We start from the raw sequence: 15,715 nt of genomic DNA, 5'->3' as shown, positions 1-15,715 counted from the left end.
GACAGATTGGCAGATTGCAGCAATAAAGCAGCGCGGTAATATAGTCTAGTGCGGCGCAGCATATTCCTTATTTGTCACTTTCAGGAGAGTAAGACCTGGAGTCTGCTTTAGATAAAGATTTTAGTGATAAATAAATTCGCGCTTGCTTGTCAACTACTTCAACTAAATTTGGGTGTACTCATCATTTAGGGACTATAACTGCTCAAAGAGCAGACCTAACCTCCAAGCTTTGGGCTTAGCAACAGAGAGCAGTCTGTCCCACCCTTTGCTAAGGCGCTATGGAGGTTATGCACGATTTAGTCATTAGATTATTTGTCGACAGGTACAAGTGTGATTTACCAATTTAGGGGACAAATGACTGATCTATAATATACCCCTCTTCTTCAGCATAAGTAGAACACCAAGACTGAAGACGCTTAACCCGAGAATACTATTAGGCTCGGGAACGGCAGTAAAAGTTACTGTCCCTGCCCTATAAGAAGCATTTTGAGGTGAAAAAGCTGAAAAGGACGTAGATCCACTAGCTCCATTAAATGTAGGCTCGAACGCGAATAGTTGATTGGGAGTATCAACGACAAAATCTAGAGCGTTTAAAAAATTTGAAGTTCCTTGCTTAACATATATAGCTGGAGAAAGGTCGGGAGTTAAGTCAAGTCGTGAGTCATCAGCTGCAGTGTAAACTTTACCTAACCAAGAAAAGTCTAGGCTAGAAACCTTTAATGTATCTCCTGAAGGAGTAATAATTCTCGGATCTGAGTCATCGTAAGTGAAGGAACCCATGCCAGTGGCTTTACCGGCAGCATCATTGACTGTGACATTATAGAAAAAAACAGCTGCTTTTGAAGGATCTGGAGCAGAAATTACTGCTATAGCAGTAACTACACTAATCGCCCTAACAATCATTTTTTGAGACAAGTTTTTTAGCATTGCTTAAAAGAACACAACTTAACACATACATACTTAATTGATAGTGGTTAATAGTTAAGGACAAGATAAAGATAAATTAATTCTTTGTATTTAAGCAAAGTATTATCTGCTTTAGGAAACAAGTTTTGATGAGGTACTGGGGTTTAGGTAATAAAAGTAATACTCTAAATCAGGAAATATCAGCTTCAGGTTGTTTCTGCCTAAATTTCAATTGGTAAAAGCTTCAATTCACTCATAGAGCAGTATTGACAAGCAGAAAACAGACTGTTTGGTAAGCTAATCGTTTAATAAATATCCTTAAATTCAAATGCTTGCACTTACCCCTCTTTTGTCACTTTCAGGAGAGTAAAACTTAGAACCTGCGTTAGATAAGGCTTTGGGCAAAACGGCTATAAGTAAACTCTGATGGTAAAAAATAAAGGGTAAAAGATATACATTACAAGCTTTTTCAAGTTTTAGTCCGTTTTTTCTTTTTATTACCGAGCTTAGGGTAGTAAATCATCTTTTGTTCTACCAATCACACACTAAGTTAAGCCTTCATTTTTGACTTCAAAGATGTTTTTATTAGTTATCACTACTTATCCAATTCAGATGTATTCATGAAATAATAACATCGTTGAACTAACCAAAGAGATTCAAATTATGTTGAAATGGTGTTGCTTAGTTACTAGCCTAGGGGTATGCTTCACACTCGGTACAATTATTTCACCTACATTTAGCGCTCCAATATCTCCAAACTATAAATATCCAAAAGTAGAAAATTCGCAAGCTGATAAGCCACTCTGCTACATACAAATGGCTGATAGCACAACGTTAGATTTACAAAAATTGTGTGGTAAAAATTCGTCTGCGAAGAGTAACCTGGGTAGTCGTATCGCCAAATCTCAATTTAGGCGAGGAACAGGCAACGCTTACGTTACAGATAGTCAATAGCCTTGAAAGATTGATAAGTAAGCTGAGATATTGTTTCTAAGCTTACTTATCAAAAATCGGTCAATCTATTTGGAGTTAATAGATAAAACTTCGCTTGAACTCCTTTTCTCTAACAATTGAGCGCGATTTTGGCGTAAATCTGCCTGACTACGCTTGGTGGGATAAGGCACATTATCGCCTTTAATTCCTGCCCACGAAACGCGATTAAATGCCTCGCTATCAACCTTATCCTCTACTTCAAAATTGAAACCTACTGTTGCTTTTGTCCACCACTGGCGATCGCGCAACAAAGGCATTGCTGCGGTTTTCACAGCTTGAGGATCTTTGCAAGCGGGAACGAGATTGGGATCTACAGGTGTAGTACACAAATTTCCAGGAATAACAGCTTTGTAAGGCTTAAAGTTAGGTCTTCTCGTAAAAGCATCTACCATTGGCTCGGCATTAGCATCGTTTATGCCGACGTAGTTTATCCCTAATAAATCTTCCATAGTTCTGAGAACGCTAACAGTGTTGTAGTTAGTGCTAATAAGTTCGCCTCGCTTGCTATAAGGCGAAATTATATAAGCCAAAGAGCGGTGGGAATCTACGTGGTCTGGCCCATTTTGAGAGTCATCTTCGATGACGACAATCGCTGTCTCTTTCCACTGAGGAGACCTAGAAATTTTTTCAACTAGCAATCCTAAAGCATAATCATTATCAGCCATTTGTAATTCGGCAGTATTTAACCCAGCTACAGCATTATTGAAATTGCCAAAGTGGTCATGGTGCAGTCTTAGCAGCGTTAAGCTAGGCAGTCCATTTTGAGTGTAATCGCGCAGCCACTCGTTGAACAAATAAATATCTGGATGTTTCTGGTCGTATCCCCGGAAGTAGATATCGGTTTTATCTAGCAGCACTTTTTTTGTGACAGGTGCTTGAGGAATCTCATCTGTAAAAGGCGTAGGAGAAATCGGGATGTACAAGGGGTTAGTTGGATCACTCTTGGTTGGATCAGCTTGCGTCGTATCATAATATGTGAGATCGATAAAGAAACCATAATTTCTCACCGTTTTACCAGCACGTAACGCTGAATCCCAAAGATAACCACCAATCGATTTTTGGTCTAGTTCGCCGTCTCCTTCTGGAGCATTGACATCTTTATCTCCAGGCAAAATTGAAGAATTGCCCGAAGGATCTAATAGTCCTGTTAAGCGCGTATTTATCTGGGATGGAGTGCTAGAAGTTTGCGCTAATGCTGGATTAACGTTGCGGGTAGTTCCCTCGTAGTCATAAGTTAAGCCATTAAAATTAGCGTTTCCATAAAGCACTGATTGAGTTTTTTCGGCGTAGTCGGTAGTGCGACCATAGGTAGACCAATTCCAACCAACTCCGCTAGATTCGCCACTGTCATAGAAATTGTCAAAAATGCCAAATTCTGAGGCTAACTTGTGATGATTGGGTGAAATCTGCTCTGGAAATAAAGTCAGTGCCGGATCTCCATTACCGCGCTCTAAGTCGCCCAAAACTTGGTCATAGGTGCGATTTTCTTTGACTACATAGATAACGTGCTTGATCTTATTGCGGAGAAAATTCATCATTGGGTATTGACGGCGGTTGGCAAACCCATTATTTTTATCTACTTGCTGAGATAAACTATCTAGGGTTCTACGACTAGGAACAGGAATTACTGAAATTCCCGCTTTTTCTAAAGCCCAAGTGTAATCATTTCTAAAATTAGTGTTCCGCGCCGTCCCCGCCTCCGTAGTGCGGTTATTAGAAGGGTTAGGGCCAGAATTACTCTTAGCATTAACTACATACAGTCTGCTGCCGTCTTGACTCACACTAACCGAGTTTGGATACCAACCTGTGGGGATGCGTCCGACTACTCTCCCATTTTTTAAATCAACGACAGCTACTGCATTTTCGCCACCTAAAGTCACAAAAAGAGTCTGCCCTTGAGGACTGAAAGCTAAGGAGTTGGGATTAGCACCTTTGTACTTATCGCGCGGTCTGGATAAAGAGATAATTTGCACCACTTTATTTAAGTTGGTGTCAATGACCGAAATGGAGTCGCTATTGCCGTTTGCTACATACAAACGGCTTTCATCTGCTGAAAGCAATATTTTGTTAGGTTGACTGCCTACCTGTATGCGAGTAATTGCCCCACTAGATAAGTCAACAGCTAACACTTCATCATCGCGCTGACTGCTAACAAAAGCTTTGGCAGCAGCACCAGTATTTGTGTTTCTAATCGCAACATCAAAAGGAAATTCCCCTGTTGCTACTTTGCCACCAGCTACAAAAAATTTGATTTCTTTAAGGACTTGGCGCGTTGCGGTATCAACTACGGAAACTGAATCGTTCTCAAAGTTTGCTGCCACTAAGGTTTTACCGTCGCGACTCACGGCAACGCCTGCTACAACTGCTCCAGTTGATGCGGCCGAAGCTTCGGTATCTTTTAATAGACCGCCATCATACTCAGGGAAGGGTGCAGTCTGGTCGGAGTTGTGACCTAGTAGAATGAATGGAGCTTGAGGGACGTACTGATTAGTTTGGCGAGTATAAACATATATGCGATCGTCTATGCCGCCGGATACATAGAAGTTTTGGTTATCTGGCGACCAAGCCAAACCGTTGTAAGTATTGGGGATATTAATTTGTTGCTGTTTGACTAAGCTACCGCTACTAACATCGTAGACAAACACCCATTCGGCTTTGCGGGTTGTAATCGGCTCACCCGTCGATGAGTCTACTACACTGCTAGGTAGACCAGTCACTGGGTCTAAAACTGGGTAGGTAATGTTTGCCCCAGTAGTTTCATTCTTAAAGTTTTGGTTGTAGCCGCTAGTTAAAACTAGCAAAGTTTTACCATCGGGACTGAGAGCCGTTGAGACAGCTTCGGCAGCATCGGCGGTTCCATCCGAGCGCAAACCAGTAGCTAAACGCGCAAAAGTTGAGCCGGGAGCAGAGGCGGGTGTAATCACTTGTCCTGTGGGTAGTAAAGCTCCGCTATCGGCAAAGTTCCCTACAGGGTTAGTAGTTCTGGCACTGATTGATTGAATACTTAATACAATTATTCCTGCTGTTATGAGCAGACTTAGGAGGAAATATTGCTTACGCTTGAAGTTTTTATACTTGAAAGGTTGCATTTGTTCTCGTTAAAAATCAAATTGTTGCCTTATTCAAGTAGATAATCCCACGAGTTTATTAAGAAGAAGATAAGTTTAGGTTACCTTCTTCTTTATTTAACCTTCAACTTTAGACTAGGCAATGAATTATGATGACTAAACTTGTTTGTTCTAAAGGAGAACCAATGAATAACAAAAGAAATCTTAAAGTCCTTACCCGATTATTTCTTGCTGTTTTTGCAACATAATTCTCCAGCGTAGAAGCGCGGCACAACCAGCCATAAATGAACCCCAGATTAGCGGTAACCAAATAATAGTCCAGCTACCTGTTGACCAGCGAACATTAAGTCCTTCGCCAAGCCAGTAAGTACCAAATCCCATCAGGAGCATAGCTGCCACAAATTTCATTGGCTTGATAGGCACTTGGTTGAGCGGGACTCTAAACAGAAATGCGAAGCAGACCAACCCAATGGCGGCAAGGGAAGTGCCACCTATGGCTTCATACCATTTTCCTGCGGTAACCCCCAAAGTGACGATTGCTATTGCAATCTCTACACTTTCTAACAGCGCACTCTTGAAGGTGGCTACGACAGCAAACCAGTTCCAACCTGATTTTATCCCCTCTTGTTCCAGTTCTTTCTGTAACTGCTCGTCTTCATCATCCTTTGGCTTAAGAATGCCACCATAATACTTGACTACTGAGCGAGTCCATTTTTGCCCAAAAGCAAGCAAGACGGCTCCAGCAATAATCTCAAGAATTTGTATAGGAATCAGTATTAAGCTTTTGCCTAGGATAAGTGCGGCAATTACAGTCACACCAATACCAATGCCTGAGCCAACTAAGGCGTTACGCCAACCTGTCACTCTACCAACAACTATAGCTACTCCCAGAATCTCTAATAATTCAATTAAAGACCCTGTAAAACTAGCCAAAAAAATTTCCCAGTTCATGAAGTTTAGTTCCTTTAAGCTATGGTTTTTAGTTGAGTTACAAAAAATTAATATTTACCAATCGGTTATCAAATCATTTATAAATAATTTTTATAAATGATTTGATAACAAAAACAAACAAGTTTTCTTTAATCAACTTCCCGTTGAAGACTGCGTTGTACATCTGGACTTAGTTCTTTGATGCTATTTTGAGATAACACCAATAACATTGAGCTAATCGAAATCACCAGCATGACGAATGATCCAGCCGCAGCATCACTGTAAGAGACATTCTCGGTGGCTTTCCAAATATGCACAGAGAGTGTATTAAAACCAATTGGAGCCAATAGCAGCGTTGCTGGCAACTCTTTAATCGCTGTCAGAAATATTAAAGCTGCTCCACTCACTACTCCTGGGTGTACCAAAGGCAAAGTAATCTCTCTCAAAGTTTGCCAAGGAGTTCTGCCTAAACTCTGAGCAGCTTCTTCGATTTGAGGATTGACTTGAAGCAGGGAGCTTCGCACAGATCCTACAGATTGAGGAAGAAACAGTATTAAATAAGCAAACACGAGCATTGGCAGCGTTTGATATAACCAAGGTAAGTAATTTGCTCCCCAAAATACTATAGATAGAGCAACCACAAGTCCTGGCAATCCAAAGCCGATGTAACAACAACGCTCGATTGCTGTAGTGATTCGGCTAGGAAATCGCACTGCTAGGATTGCGACTGGCAGTGAACATAGAGTTGAAATCGTTGCTGCTAGTCCTGCCGCCCAGATGGAGTGCCACGTTAATTGCATTATCTTGTGTAAGGATATCATTTCATCTACCCCATTACCTGTTAGTCCTCGCACTAACCAAAACAGTGTGACACCAAACGGTAAGAATAAGCCAAGGCTAACTACAGTAAAGCAAAATAATAGTGCAGGCACTTTCCAAGCTCCCAAGTGGACTAATGGTTGAGAGCGGTAGAATTTATTGCTACGACTGTAATAAGTAGCTTGAGAGCGCGTTTTATACTCTAGCCATAGAAGTAGTAAGACTAAACTCACTAACATCAAAGCTAACGCAGCTGCTTGATTGCGGTCAAAAGTATACCTGTATTGTAGAAAAATTACCCGTGTGAACGCATCAAACCGCATTAGTGTCATTGCGCTAAAATCTTGCAAAGCATACATTGATACTAGTAATCCCCCTGCTATGAGTGATGGGCGTAGCTGCGGCAGAATAATCCGAAAAAATATTGAACGCTGGTTACAACCTAAACCTTGGGCAGCTTCCTCCAGAGCCGGGTCAATTCCCTGCAACCCAGCTTGAACACTTAGGAGCAAATAAGGGTAGGTGAACAAAGTAATTGCTAGAAGCGCGCCAGTCCAGCCATAGATTTCTGGTATTTCCTGCACACCTAACGGTTCTAACAATAGCTGCAACAAGCTACCTTTTGGGCCAAAGGCAGCAATTAGGGCAAAACAACCCACATAATCAGGAATTGCCAGAGGTAAAGTTGTAGCAATTAGCCAAAAACGCCGCCACGGCAAATCTGTCCGTAATGTTAAAAAGGCAAGAGGTACAGCAATTAATGCTGAAAATAATGGAGCAGCTACTGCTATTACCGCACTATTGAGTAACACTACAAGCGTACGAGGACGGGATCCTAAAGTCCATAGCTGTTCCCGACTAATAGCAACTGTACAGATAACCAAATAAGTTAATGGCAGTGCGATGGCTACACCAGTAAGTGTAGCCATCAACACGAGGAACATAGGTGGCTTGTGAGTTTTTGTAGCTGGTAGCTTATAAGTTTTTGTAACTTTAGATTGCATATCGTCACTTGCTGTTAGCTCCTTGCTTCTAGTTACAATACATCCGCCTCTTGAAGTAAAGAGAGTGTCTCTTTCACATCCGCTAACTTGTTTAGATCAATCTGCGGAGGATTAAGCTGCTCAAGCGAAACTTGCTCTTGTGATGCCGGGATATTTTGTACTAGAGGATATTCGTAAAACTCTTGAGTAAAGTATTTTTGCACCTCTGGACTGAGCATATAGGCAACAAACTTTTCTGCATCACTTTTTTGGTCAGTTGTATTCAACACAGCTACACCTGCTGAATTCATTAATGCTCCTGCATCACCCCGCGTATGATGGACAGCCACAGGGAAGCTAGGATTAGTTTTAGTAAATCGGTACAGATAATAATTATTAACTAGCCCCAAGGCAACTTCTCCCCTACCCAAGGCTTCAACAATTGCAGAGTTACTACTATAGTTTTTAACTCCATTGGCTTTCATTCCCCTCAACCACTCCAATGTTTTGCGATCGCCCTCCAACACTCGCATGGCGGTTACAAAAGATTGGAAAGAACCATTAGTGGTTGCCCAACCAACTTTATTACGCCATTTTGGTGCTGTTAGTTGCATGACCAAGGTAGGGAGTTCACTAGGCTTGACGAGCTTGGTATTGTAGTCAATAACGCGAACTCGTCCAGAAATACCAGTCCATTGCCCGGTAGGAGAGCGAAATTGCTTATCGACTTTGTTTAGTAACTGTTCAGGGATAGTTAAAGTGCGGTTTTCTTCAGCTAAAGCTCCCAAAGCGCCAGCATCCTGAGCATAAAATATATCAGCGCGGCTATTGTTACCTTCTTCTATCAATGCGAGCGCTAATTCCGTTGAATCGCCATAGCGCACCTCAATATTCATTGCCAAATCCTTCTTAGCTTTTTCAATTAGGGGACCTATTATTTTCTCTTCCCGTCCTGAATAAATTGTTAGTGTTTGTGCGGTAGTTGAAGATGTGACTGGTTTTTGGCTGCTACTTGTAGAACTTGGCTGTTGAGATTGGGTAACATCACAGGCTGCGACAATTAGCGATAAGCTAGAGACAGACAAAAATCTCAATCCAAAAGTAAACCATTTGTTCCTTCTAAACATAGCTGTGCCTTTTAAAATCCGTCGCAATTGTTTATGCATATAGGCAGAACAATATGATAGAGGAGAATGTAAGTGAGTTAATATTTGATTAAGTTTGATTTGTCATTTATTTAATTTCTGAAAATTACGCTATAAAATTTGTTATCAATTTGGTATAACTAATGAGTGGACTTACCCTCGACTCCGAGCTATGGAAAGCATTTGGGATCTCATACAAAGAAATATGAGTAGATAAAGCATATATCAAAGTCAGAGGTGATAACTAAGTCAAAGTATTTGTTAAGTATATCTAACTGTATCTCCATCAATTGCCGATCCAAATATCTCGCGCATCCCGATAAAACTCCCCTTGCCTGTCCCACTGATAAGGCGTAGGCGAATGCAGCAGCCCTAGCCAAACCTCTACCAATGGCATACCCAATGCTTGCTGTAGTTGTTGCAAGGAAACTTTCTCCCCTTGGTGCTGATTAATCCAGAGCGTGATCGCACTCTGCCACTTAGGAATGTTCTCTTGTTCTGCCAACTCCTTCAGAGCCTTTCTCATAGCAGCCCTAGCTTTTCGAGCAATTGCCTTAGCCTCTTTGCGGTCTATTACTAATACTACCGAACCCGCACTAACGGCAGTGGGTTCAACCTCAAAAGTAAATTCTTTTATCAAGTCCGATAAATCAATCGACATCGACTGGTGCATCAAACCCGATAAAAAGTCCTCGTTTAAAATAAGAAGACCTTACTTGGTATTGACAATGATGTCTACCGTCGGAATACGGCGGCGAGTAATTTAGGATATATCGGAGTCGAGCCTAAATAACTGGAAAAAAGTGCCACTTACCGAAGCCGCCATAAAATTAGGAAGTTTTGAGTGGCATTAGCAGATTTAGAACCTTTTTTGAGTCAATTTACATCTGCTAATCATAGTTAGTAGACGTTAGCCGAGCAAAACGGACGATAGCTAAAATCCAGAGACAGTCTTAAGAGCGAAGTGGTACTAATTTACTCCTATCTCAGATCAACTCCCTCTTAGATGTCAAATGGGTTTTATAAACAAGTTTTAAGAGTACAAAAGCTTGAAATGCTGGTTCTGCCTTAGTTTTTAGAGCTATTCCATTATTCATTGCTCGGCAAGTTGCTATTCTGGAAAATATGCTGGAAATTAGGAAATTAAATAACCTAAAAAAGTTAGCACTAGCAGCCAAATATTCAAACTTACAAGTTAAAGTCTTAGCTCGTGCTACGTTTTAAGGAATAATGACGAAGCTCTAAAAAAGCTATTACTTCATGTGGATGTAAACTAATTTGAGGGACATTACTGACACTCAACAACCATCTATCTCCTATTAATTGCAACTTCCACCTTTCATTTTTTTGTTGGGGTAAAATCTGCCAATTTCCATCATCTTCCGAGTTACAATCAAATCCCCAGGCACTAGCTTGACTCAATACATCTTCAGTCATGAGCCAGGTAGTAATAAAATTGTTTGCAGTTGTCTGTATCCTCGACCAGGAGAATCCATAGATTGTTTAAGACTAGAGACTGAGCTATTTAAACCCTGTTGATTGTTTATCACTGTTGCTCTAGGTAAATCTCCATTGTTTGACTTCATAAAATCTAGTCGCGATTAACGACTGTCAACTAGATATTATCTTCTTTATATTTAAGATTGCTCTTTGGTAAACCTCTCGTTAGACAGACAATTGTTATTAGAAATAACTACTTGACCACTTGAACACGCCTTTAAAAGAAGCAATGGCAATGTAACCTGAACCGGGTGGGGTAGTGGTAGAAAGCAGCGATCTCTCGCTGCTTAAATTAAGTTAACTTAAGCAATCCTATAGTATTGTATTAAGCACAAGTGTGAATAATTTTATATCGTTCAATACATATTAACTTTAACTTAACCTAGTCTTAATCTAAGTGTTTGGAGGTTATGATAATCTTAAAAGTATTTAATCTTCCTGTGACACAACTCTAGGCGGTTTAATGGAATTTTAATCAGAAAATGTGAAACAAATTGGGAGTTAGCTATGGCTAATAAATTTGACTTCTTACACTCGCACAGCCGTTACTATGGTCAAGTTAAACCAGAGAACTTGGTTTTTAATACTAATTTACAGGAATTTGCGACAGCAGTGGGCTACATCTGTAACTTGGAAACAGCCGGGAAGCTCTCGCCAGAAGAGTCATACCAAAAGATTCATTCTTTATGGCAACAACTTGAGCGTGGTAAAACACAGTTAAGAATTGGTGAACACTCGCTTGAGAGTAACTAGAGTTAGTCGAGAAGAGCAATGCCTTGTTTAATATTCAACAGGACGGCACAGCTTATCTAATAATTCCTTGTGTCACCTTTAAGGGCAGCACGTCTAACGACATCCTCACCCTAGGAGTGCCGATGACATTTACTATAGATATCAACAATATAGCCACAGGTACAGAAGCAAAACTACACTTTGACTTGCTCGGATTTGGCGATCGCAATTCTCTGGTTATCCTCGACGCTGAGTATTATTTGTTATTGCCGTCAAGTCGGTTTGAAAAACCTTTTTAATCTCACACTCTGCTACTACTTGAGGTCCTTCGGTTAGCAAAAGCTTTACGCCAGGATACAGTTTATTTTTAACTAACTCTGGGGCAAAAAAGCCAATTTTAGCTTCATCTAAATTTAAACGTTGTGGCTCGTCTTCTCCCTGCTTTGATTGTAGAAAGCCTGATAAGTCTGGGGATAGCTGTCTGTCTACAGATTGCATTAGAGAAAAGCGCACAATCACACTAAAAAGCTCATCTTCTCGCTCGGCAAATCTTCCAGTAGTAGCATAAATAGGATCAGATGGTAGAACCAAACGCCCTCCATGAGCCGAGTCTAGCCAATGTATTCTCGCTGTTGCTATTAGTTGAGTGACCACAAGTTATTAGAGCGCGATTGTTGCTAACTCTATGATGCCATTATTTGTAGAATTGAGCAGATCGAGCAAGTCTCCTTCACTTGCCCACCGAGCAGTACCAATGTTATCTAAATTGGCAACTCTAAACATTTGTGCTGTAACCCAGTCGGGAACATCAACTTTGATAACATAAAAAGGTGTTCCGCCCCATTGATAAAAAAGTCTTCCCCACTGCGCTACATCAAGAGCCGTTTCAGCGAACCATTTACCCACCATTGATTTTGGAGTAGTACAAAATTTTCTCCAGAAATATATATCCAGCCGTTCATCGGTCGCAACTGCTCGATAGAGTTGGATTTTTTTACTCCTGATAATTTTTTAAAGTCAGGATTATCATACTTCAAGCAGGGCAATTTTGAGCGCACTGCTAATAGCCTCTGAAGTCTTTTGCTTGGTAATATCATGCACTAGCTGTACTAAGCAGTAAACCTCTGGCAAGAAGTCTAATTACTAATCCAAAAATTCCGTGTCTCCCGATAAAACTCCCCCGTGCCATCACACTGATAAGGCGTAGGCGAATGTAGCAGCCCTAGCCATACCTCAACTAGGGGCATACCCAGCAATTGCTGTAGTTGTTCTAAAGAAACTTTATGCCCCTAGTGCTGTTGCATCCAGAAAAAGATGCTAAATAGGCTTTATAACAAAAATAGCTTAATTTATGCTCCCTGATAAATTTGTAGTTATTCATGTTTAGGAATAAACGCTTCCTCAATAGCCTGAGTGATTTGCCTTAAGTCGCTTTCATCAATTGGGAGTAGCGTCACTCCTTCTTCAGGTTCAAGGGAAAATTCTTGCCATTCACTGATGGGAATCTTTTGTTTTTCCAAGCTTTTTAGCTCAGAAAGCGTAGCGAAAACTGTCCAAACCGAAAAGTCTCCGACACGCAGTAACACTTCAGTCTCATTGGCTAACTCATAGCTCCATAATTGCAAAGGATGATAGCAGCCATCTTCATCAAAATTTCCGCGTTCAAGGATGAGCGCTCTTACTGCTGGCGTTAAAGTGCCTTCAACAACGATGCAGCCTACCATTCCCGACCAAGGTTGTGCAAACACTCCCTCAAGTGCTAAAAAATCTGGTCTGCTGCCACTTAACTCTTCCCCTGCTGGAAAGTACGCCCGAAAACTGTTAGCCTTTTGTAAATAAAAGTCAAGGATGCTTTGGTGAACCTGTGGTGTATGTTTAACCAGAAAACCTGTACGAGACATAGGGAGTACCAAACAAGTAATGCTGTCAATGTAGCAGAAGTGTCAAAAGTTAGATTAAGCTACATTGGCACAGTAGAGCCATTCATTGTTTATGAACAAGATGAATCGTTGGAGTAGTGACGACTCTGAAGGCAAAAATGAAATTCCCATCGGGACATCTGTTTGTATGGGCGATAGCTATCCCTAGGGGGCTGAAGCAAAAATTGTCCGCAAAGCCTCAATCAATGAGATAGAAGCTGGCGGCGATGAAATCCTCTATTGGCTTGAGTACGTAAATAACAATTATCCAGCAGAGTATGCTTGGCGAAGTAATCTATATCCAGTTCTGCTAGAGGATTCTTTAGTATAGCTTGCTCAAATTGGAGCAAGTTTTCTTCAATTGTCCTCTGCTGAACAGATCAGCCGCAAAGCGATTGCGCCCTAAACGTAAACCTACATATCTTGCGCTGCTCGATAAAACTCCCTTTGCCCCTCCCACTGATAAGGCGTGGGTGAATGTAATAGCCCTAACCAAACCTCGACCAGTGGCATACCCAGCGCTTGCTGTAGTTGCAACAGAGAAATTTTAAATCCCTCAAGGCATGGGCTAGAGAGGGATTTTAGGTACTGGGTATTTGGTTTTTTGACTGCTAGGTTAAATTATCTGCATTTTTAACTGCTTGCTTTAATTCTTCAAAGGTGATACTACCGTCTGAGCCTGAAGCATACCGTGATAGTAGCTCCTGGGGGCTACTGATACCTGTTTCTGATGAGATGACGGCACTTAAGCCAGGACTTAAAAAAAGCTCATTAATGGACACTTTGCCATCTTTGTCGCCATCTAAGGTATCAAAAAGAGATTGAAGCTCTTGCTCGGTTGCCATAAGTTTGTTTCAAAATTGATTTTTCAATTTAATATCGCATTAATAGCTCACCCATTAAACAAACTTATAACCTTAGATACAGAAACGGGGTTCGCTGGGGCTTAGATCGGGGTATCGCTATCAGTTACTAATCCAAAAATCCCGCGCCTCTCTGTAAAACTCGCCCTGACCATCCCACTGATAGGGCGTAGGGGAATGCAGCAGCCCCAGCCAAACCTCCACTAGAGGCATACCCAGCGCTTGCTGTAGTTGCCACAGAGAGACCTTTTCACCTTGGTGCTGCTGTATCCAGTGAGCGATCGCCTGCTGCCACTTGGGGATATTCTCTTTTTCCGCCAACTCCTGCAAAGCTTTCCTCATGGCAGCCCTAGCTTTTCGAGCGATTGCCTTAGCTTCTTTGCGATCTAATACCGATACCACCGAACCTACAGGGGCGGGACTTAATTCAACATCAAAAGTGAATTCCTCCATCAAGTCTGACAAATCAAGCGACATCGAGTGGCGCATTAAACCTGATAAAAAATCCTCATCTAAAACAGGACCTTCGCTGCTATCATCGTTCACTTCCAAACTATCTAAAATACACTTAGCGCGTTTAACGTAAACTTCGACAATCTGAGTAATCGCATCTCCAGCCACTAATAACTGCTCATTGCTACCAGAGTGAGCGATTGCCTGATCTAAGGAATGCCAAAGCAATTGCATATCGGCGGATTCTGGGGTCTTAAGCGCGGTTTTAAGGTCGCCCCATAAATCCAGTTCTAGCTGCTTATAGCTCGGAGTCACTGACTTTGCTCTCCAAGCTTCAAAGGGCAAGGAGCAAGGGGGCAGAGTTGAGGATTTAATTCAACCGTAGCTGCAATGCCGTTAATGGTTACTTCGTACTGCTGGGAAAAAGAAGTGATCGCACTTTTGATATATTCCCGGACATTGGCTTCCTTCCAGCCTAACGTGTGGACAGGTTCGCGCGTAGCTTTCTTCTGCTGTCCTACCCACAATTCCACAGCCAAAGCGTGAAGCGGCTCATCCTTACGCTGGCGGTAGAAATAGACAATAACCGCCGGAACCGTTGGAATACTAATTGATTCTAATTGCGCCGCAGATTCCTTGTCCCCGTGATACTTAAGGCGACGATTACGATTGTATAAATCGCGCTTTTTATAATAGGTACGGCGCTTGTGGCAAGGCTCTCCTGCCCAGCAGCCATCACCCTCGGTTCCATGAAGCGAGATCGCACTTTTTACTGAAAGCTTACTGCACTGCCTGCACTTGTCACTGGCTTTGGCTGGCATTGGCACTCCGTTGTCCATTAAATATATCGGCAACGGCGACCACCAGTTCTGGCAATAGCTCATCGGAAATTATGTCGTTAATCCAAAAAGTTTGAGGAAACTCACTATTGCCAAAAACGGTAACAGACTGGGCTTGATTGTCTACTACCCAAACCCGATCAATGCCAGCTAGTAGATAACTCGTCGCTTTACTTGTCATTTCGCCAAAAGACTGACCGGGAGAAATAATTTCGACAACTAATTCTGGAATCCCTGGACAAGTACCTTGTCCATCCCAATCCGTTGGAATTCGACTCATGGAAATGTACGTGAGGTCAGGAACGGGGGCCCAATCAACACCATTACGTTTTAAAGTAATAGTCCATTCGGGGTTGACCTCACCAAGATTCGTCTGTTCGCACCAATCATTGAGGAGGATAAGCAAGCGTTTTTGAGCGCGGCTATGAGGACTTGATGGTGACACTTTAGTAATAATTTCTCCATTAACTAATTCAGAGCGATCGCCACTAATGGGCATTACTAAAAACTCTTGCAAGCTAAATTTCGTTTTGCTCAAACTCATGTAAGCGACTCCAAACTTAAT

The 15,715-nt window shown here is 41.7% G+C and carries 17 protein-coding genes; 2 read left to right on the top strand and 15 right to left on the bottom strand.

The window, feature by feature from the left end; translation table 11 throughout:
* Positions 1-363 precede the first annotated feature (363 nt).
* The 7 genes from C7B70_RS13560 to C7B70_RS13525 all read right to left on the bottom strand — a co-directional run bounded on the left by C7B70_RS13560 (position 364) and on the right by C7B70_RS13525 (position 10,281).
* Positions 364-927, bottom strand: coding sequence for a hypothetical protein (locus C7B70_RS13560; RefSeq protein ID WP_146134046.1), 564 nt, complete (start codon positions 925-927; stop codon positions 364-366).
* A 998-nt stretch (positions 928-1,925) separates the two neighbouring features.
* Positions 1,926-4,988 carry an alkaline phosphatase family protein gene (locus tag C7B70_RS13550; protein ID WP_106369567.1) on the bottom strand — a complete coding sequence of 1,021 codons (3,063 nt, stop codon included), beginning with the start codon at positions 4,986-4,988 and terminating at the stop codon, positions 1,926-1,928.
* 192 nt (positions 4,989-5,180) lie between these two features.
* Positions 5,181-5,918, bottom strand: coding sequence for a COG4280 domain-containing protein (locus C7B70_RS13545; RefSeq protein ID WP_106369566.1), 738 nt, complete (start codon positions 5,916-5,918; stop codon positions 5,181-5,183).
* 128 nt (positions 5,919-6,046) lie between these two features.
* Entirely contained in the window at positions 6,047-7,720 is a 1,674-nt protein-coding gene (locus C7B70_RS13540; RefSeq protein WP_106369565.1) for an iron ABC transporter permease, read from the bottom strand.
* A 32-nt stretch (positions 7,721-7,752) separates the two neighbouring features.
* Positions 7,753-8,826 carry an iron ABC transporter substrate-binding protein gene (locus C7B70_RS13535; RefSeq protein ID WP_106369564.1) on the bottom strand — a complete coding sequence of 358 codons (1,074 nt, stop codon included), beginning with the start codon at positions 8,824-8,826 and terminating at the stop codon, positions 7,753-7,755.
* A gap of 304 nt (positions 8,827-9,130) precedes the next feature.
* Positions 9,131-9,517 (bottom strand): hypothetical protein, encoded by a 387-nt coding sequence (locus C7B70_RS13530; RefSeq protein WP_199192255.1) that lies wholly within the window; start codon positions 9,515-9,517, stop codon positions 9,131-9,133.
* A gap of 530 nt (positions 9,518-10,047) precedes the next feature.
* Positions 10,048-10,281 carry a hypothetical protein gene (locus C7B70_RS13525; RefSeq protein ID WP_106369563.1) on the bottom strand — a complete coding sequence of 78 codons (234 nt, stop codon included), beginning with the start codon at positions 10,279-10,281 and terminating at the stop codon, positions 10,048-10,050.
* Between the two features lie 570 nt (positions 10,282-10,851).
* On the opposite strand from C7B70_RS13525, the gene C7B70_RS13520 reads away from it, so the two are divergent.
* Positions 10,852-11,097 (top strand): hypothetical protein, encoded by a 246-nt coding sequence (locus C7B70_RS13520; RefSeq protein ID WP_106369562.1) that lies wholly within the window; start codon positions 10,852-10,854, stop codon positions 11,095-11,097.
* A 23-nt stretch (positions 11,098-11,120) separates the two neighbouring features.
* Positions 11,121-11,375, top strand: coding sequence for a hypothetical protein (locus C7B70_RS25950; RefSeq protein ID WP_146134045.1), 255 nt, complete (start codon positions 11,121-11,123; stop codon positions 11,373-11,375).
* Here C7B70_RS25950 and C7B70_RS13515 read toward each other — a convergent pair.
* The 8 genes from C7B70_RS13515 to C7B70_RS13485 all read right to left on the bottom strand — a co-directional run bounded on the left by C7B70_RS13515 (position 11,314) and on the right by C7B70_RS13485 (position 15,694).
* The gene (locus C7B70_RS13515; protein WP_106369561.1) at positions 11,314-11,730 is read right to left on the bottom strand and encodes a hypothetical protein; all 417 of its coding nucleotides are present in this window, start codon (positions 11,728-11,730) and stop codon (positions 11,314-11,316) included. The genes C7B70_RS25950 and C7B70_RS13515 overlap by 62 nt on opposite strands.
* 6 nt (positions 11,731-11,736) lie before the next feature.
* Positions 11,737-11,985: a hypothetical protein gene (locus tag C7B70_RS13510; protein WP_106369560.1), complete on the bottom strand. Its 249-nt coding sequence runs from the start codon at positions 11,983-11,985 to the stop codon at positions 11,737-11,739.
* Positions 11,946-12,134 carry a hypothetical protein gene (locus tag C7B70_RS25945; protein ID WP_146134044.1) on the bottom strand — a complete coding sequence of 63 codons (189 nt, stop codon included), beginning with the start codon at positions 12,132-12,134 and terminating at the stop codon, positions 11,946-11,948. The genes C7B70_RS13510 and C7B70_RS25945 overlap by 40 nt, the downstream gene beginning before the upstream one ends.
* A gap of 315 nt (positions 12,135-12,449) precedes the next feature.
* Positions 12,450-12,977, bottom strand: a complete 528-nt coding sequence (locus C7B70_RS13505; RefSeq protein WP_106369559.1) for a hypothetical protein — start codon at positions 12,975-12,977, stop codon at positions 12,450-12,452.
* A 629-nt stretch (positions 12,978-13,606) separates the two neighbouring features.
* The gene (locus C7B70_RS13500) at positions 13,607-13,840 is read right to left on the bottom strand and encodes an EF-hand domain-containing protein (RefSeq protein WP_106369558.1); all 234 of its coding nucleotides are present in this window, start codon (positions 13,838-13,840) and stop codon (positions 13,607-13,609) included.
* Positions 13,841-13,960: 120 nt separating this feature from the next.
* A complete protein-coding gene (locus tag C7B70_RS13495; RefSeq protein WP_106369557.1) occupies positions 13,961-14,626 on the bottom strand; it encodes a hypothetical protein in 666 nt (221 codons plus the stop codon).
* Positions 14,623-15,132: a hypothetical protein gene (locus tag C7B70_RS27020; RefSeq protein WP_106369556.1), complete on the bottom strand. Its 510-nt coding sequence runs from the start codon at positions 15,130-15,132 to the stop codon at positions 14,623-14,625. The genes C7B70_RS13495 and C7B70_RS27020 overlap by 4 nt, the downstream gene beginning before the upstream one ends.
* Positions 15,113-15,694: a Uma2 family endonuclease gene (locus C7B70_RS13485; protein WP_106369555.1), complete on the bottom strand. Its 582-nt coding sequence runs from the start codon at positions 15,692-15,694 to the stop codon at positions 15,113-15,115. The genes C7B70_RS27020 and C7B70_RS13485 overlap by 20 nt, the downstream gene beginning before the upstream one ends.
* Between the last annotated feature and the right edge of the window lie 21 nt (positions 15,695-15,715).

Source organism: Chlorogloea sp. CCALA 695 (assembly GCF_003003885.1).
Lineage (GTDB): Bacteria > Cyanobacteriota > Cyanobacteriia > Cyanobacteriales > Chroococcidiopsidaceae > Aliterella.
This window is presented reverse-complemented; position numbering and strand designations above follow the sequence as displayed.

Bases quoted from the DNA above. Each gene is read 5' to 3' on its own strand.
- C7B70_RS13560 (WP_146134046.1), bottom strand. From the start codon at position 927: ATGCTAAAAAACTTGTCTCAAAAAATGATTGTTAGGGCGATTAGTGTA.
- C7B70_RS13550 (WP_106369567.1), bottom strand. From the start codon at position 4,988: ATGCAACCTTTCAAGTATAAAAACTTCAAGCGTAAGCAATATTTCCTC.
- C7B70_RS13545 (WP_106369566.1), bottom strand. From the start codon at position 5,918: ATGAACTGGGAAATTTTTTTGGCTAGTTTTACAGGGTCTTTAATTGAA.
- C7B70_RS13540 (WP_106369565.1), bottom strand. From the start codon at position 7,720: ATGCAATCTAAAGTTACAAAAACTTATAAGCTACCAGCTACAAAAACT.
- C7B70_RS13535 (WP_106369564.1), bottom strand. From the start codon at position 8,826: ATGTTTAGAAGGAACAAATGGTTTACTTTTGGATTGAGATTTTTGTCT.
- C7B70_RS13530 (WP_199192255.1), bottom strand. From the start codon at position 9,517: ATGCACCAGTCGATGTCGATTGATTTATCGGACTTGATAAAAGAATTT.
- C7B70_RS13525 (WP_106369563.1), bottom strand. From the start codon at position 10,281: ATGACTGAAGATGTATTGAGTCAAGCTAGTGCCTGGGGATTTGATTGT.
- C7B70_RS13520 (WP_106369562.1), top strand. From the start codon at position 10,852: ATGGCTAATAAATTTGACTTCTTACACTCGCACAGCCGTTACTATGGT.
- C7B70_RS13510 (WP_106369560.1), bottom strand. From the start codon at position 11,985: ATGGTGGGTAAATGGTTCGCTGAAACGGCTCTTGATGTAGCGCAGTGG.
- C7B70_RS13505 (WP_106369559.1), bottom strand. From the start codon at position 12,977: ATGTCTCGTACAGGTTTTCTGGTTAAACATACACCACAGGTTCACCAA.
- C7B70_RS13500 (WP_106369558.1), bottom strand. From the start codon at position 13,840: ATGGCAACCGAGCAAGAGCTTCAATCTCTTTTTGATACCTTAGATGGC.
- C7B70_RS27020 (WP_106369556.1), bottom strand. From the start codon at position 15,132: ATGCCAGCCAAAGCCAGTGACAAGTGCAGGCAGTGCAGTAAGCTTTCA.
- C7B70_RS13485 (WP_106369555.1), bottom strand. From the start codon at position 15,694: ATGAGTTTGAGCAAAACGAAATTTAGCTTGCAAGAGTTTTTAGTAATG.